1 protein-coding gene is annotated in these 3116 nt (G+C 72.1%); it reads left to right on the top strand.

The genetic code is table 11. The features are described from left to right. Positions 1 to 3116, top strand: a 3116-nt coding sequence (locus IO20_RS37240; RefSeq protein ID WP_037637000.1) for a non-ribosomal peptide synthetase, incomplete at both ends; no start/stop codon positions are given.

The following is a 3116-nucleotide window of genomic DNA, read 5'->3' on the forward strand; positions in this document are numbered from 1 at the left end:
CACCGCAGCGACGGCGCCCTCGAATACCTCGGACGCGCCGACGACCAGGTCAAGATCCGCGGCTTCCGCATCGAACCGGGCGAGATCGAGTCCGCGCTCACCTCGTGCCCCGGCGTCCACCAGGCCGTGGTCGTCGTCCACCGGGACGGCGCGGGTGACAGCCGGCTCGTGGCCTACACCGTCGCCGACCAGGGCTCGGAAGGTGCCGGCACCGACCCTGCGGCGCTGCGAGACCAGCTCGCGAAGCGACTGCCCGACTACATGGTGCCGTCGGCCTTCATGGAGCTCGCGGAGATCCCGCTGACGTCGACGGGCAAACTCGACCGGCGCGCGCTGCCCGAGCCCGTGCTGCGCGCCGAGTCCGCCGGCCGGGCCCCTCGAGACGCCCGTGAGCAGGTGCTCTGCGCGCTGTTCGCGGAGGTCCTGGGGCTGCCGTCGGTCGGCATCGACGACGACTTCTTCGCGCTGGGCGGGCATTCGCTGCTGGCCACCCGGCTGATCAGCCGCACCCGCTCGGTACTGGACGCCGAACTGCCCATCCGGGCCCTGTTCGAGGCGCCCACAGTGAACCGGTTGAGCCGGCTGCTGGGCCGTGAGCGGCGGCGACCCGCGCTGCGCGCCCTTCCGAGGACCGGTGACGTGCCGCTGTCGTACGCGCAGCGCCGACTGTGGTTCCTGGAGCGGCTGGACGGTGTCGGCTCGGCGTACCACATTCCGCTTCAGCTGCGGATCTCCGGTGAGCTGGACTCCGCGGCACTGGCCGCCGCCCTCGCCGATGTCACCGAGCGGCACGAGAGCCTGCGCACCGTCTTTCCCGAGGTGGCCGGCGTGCCGCGGCAGGTGGTACTGGCGCCCGGGGAGGCCCGGCCGCGGCTGTCGACGATCCGAGTGACCGAGGAAGGTGTGGCCCGGGCCGTCTCGGCCGAAGCCGCCCGCCCCTTCGACCTCTCCACGGAACCGCCGCTCAGGGCGGCCCTGTTCAAGGTGGCCGCGGACGAGAACGTGCTGCTGCTGGTGCTGCACCACATCGCGGGAGACGGCTGGTCGATGAAGCCGCTCGCCCGTGACCTCGCGGAGGCCTACCGGGCCCGGCTCGCCGGGGCCGCCCCGCAGTGGCAGGCGCTGCCCGTGCAGTACGCCGACTACACCCTGTGGCAGGCCGAGCTGCTCGGCGACGAGGGTGTGCCGGACAGCCTGGCCGCGCGGCAGCGCGACCACTGGGTGCAGGCGCTCGCGGGACTGCCCGAGGAACTGGTGCTGCCCACCGACCGGCCGCGGCCGCCGGTGGCGAGCCACCGCGGCGGCACGGTACCGCTGGAACTCGACGCCGCGCTGCACCAGGGGATGGCGATGCTGGCCCGGGAGAGCCAGGCGAGCATCTTCATGGTCGTACAGGCCGCGCTGGCCACGCTGCTCTCGAAACTGGGGGCAGGCACTGACATCCCGCTCGGCACCCCGGTGGCGGGCCGCACCGACGACGCGCTCGACGATCTCGTCGGGTTCTTCGTCAACACGCTGGTGCTGCGCACCGACACGTCCGGCGATCCCACGTTCCGGGAGCTGCTGCACCGGGTGCGTGAGGTGGACCTGGCGGCGTACGCCCACCAGGACCTGCCGTTCGAGCGGCTGGTGGAGCTGGTCAACCCGGAACGTTCGCTGGCCAGGCACCCGCTGTTCCAGGTCGCGCTGGCCGTGAACAGCACTCCGGAACCGCAGGTGGAACTGTCCGGTCTGCGGGTGAGCGGAGTTCCGTCCGGTTCGGTGTCCGCCAAGTTCGACCTGTCCGTGCTGCTCGGCGAGGACCGGGACCCGCAGGGCGGCCCGGCCGGCATGTCGGGCGTGCTGGAGTTCAGCCTCGACCTGTTCGACCCCGCTTCGGCGGAGCTTCTCGCGGCGCGGCTGCGTCGGGTTCTGGAGTCGGTGGTGGCCGACCCGGACGGGCCGGTTTCGGCGATCGGGATCCTCACGGGCGAGGAGCGCGAGCAGGCGCTCGTGGGGTGGAACGACACCGCGCGCGAGCTGTCTGCCCGTACCCTCACCGAGCTGCTCGCGGAGCAGGCAGGGCGATCCCCGGAGGCCACCGCGGTGGCCTTCGAGGGCGAGTCTCTGACGTACCGCGACCTGGAGGAACGGGCCAACCGGCTGGCGCATCTGCTCGGTTCACTGGGGGTCGGTCCGGAAAGCCTGGTCGCGGTCGCGATTCCACGGTCGATCGAACTGGTGGTGGCACTGTGCGCGGTGCTCAGGGCGGGCGGTGCCTACGTCCCTGTCGACCCCGAGTACCCGGCCGAGCGGATCTCGTACATACTCGCCGACGCGGCACCGGCCGCGGTCCTCACCACGGGTGAGACGGCGTCCGTGCTACCCGATCTGGGCGGCCCGCCGGTCGTCGAGATCGACTCCGAGCGGACCGGACAGCTGCTGGCTGCGCTTCCCGGCGGGCACGCGCCCTCGTCGGCACCCCGCCCGTCGGATGCGGCCTACCTGATCTACACCTCTGGTTCCACGGGCAGGCCCAAGGGCGTTCTGATTCCGCACGAGGGCATCGTCAACCGGCTGCTGTGGATGCAGGACGAGTACCGGCTCACCCCGGCGGACCGGGTACTGCAGAAGACCCCGTCGAGCTTCGACGTGTCGGTCTGGGAGTTCTTCTGGCCGCTGATCTCCGGGGCCACCCTGGTGGTGGCGCGACCCGGCGGCCACCGGGATCCGACGTATCTGGCCGAGCTCATCCGGTCGGCCGGGGTCACCACCGTGCACTTCGTTCCCTCGATGCTCGACGTGTTCCTGCGCGATCCCGGTGCGGCCGACTGCGGGGGCCTGCGTCGGGTGCTGTGCAGTGGGGAGGCGCTGGCGCCCGGCACCGAGCAGTTGTTCCACTCGACGTTCGGCGCCACGGGGGCCGAACTCCACAATCTCTACGGGCCGACCGAGGCCTCCGTGGACGTCAGCTTCTGGCACTGCGAGGACGACGGTTCGGGCCGTCCGTCGCCGATCGGCCGCCCGGTGTGGAACACCGCCGCGTACGTGCTGGACGCGGCGCTGGCCCCGGTTCCCCCGGGCGTCCCCGGCGAGCTCTACCTCGCCGGCACCCAGCTGGCCCGCGGCTACCTCGG

It is taken from the genome of Streptomyces exfoliatus, from assembly GCF_000725545.1.
Lineage (GTDB): Bacteria > Actinomycetota > Actinomycetes > Streptomycetales > Streptomycetaceae > Streptomyces > Streptomyces exfoliatus.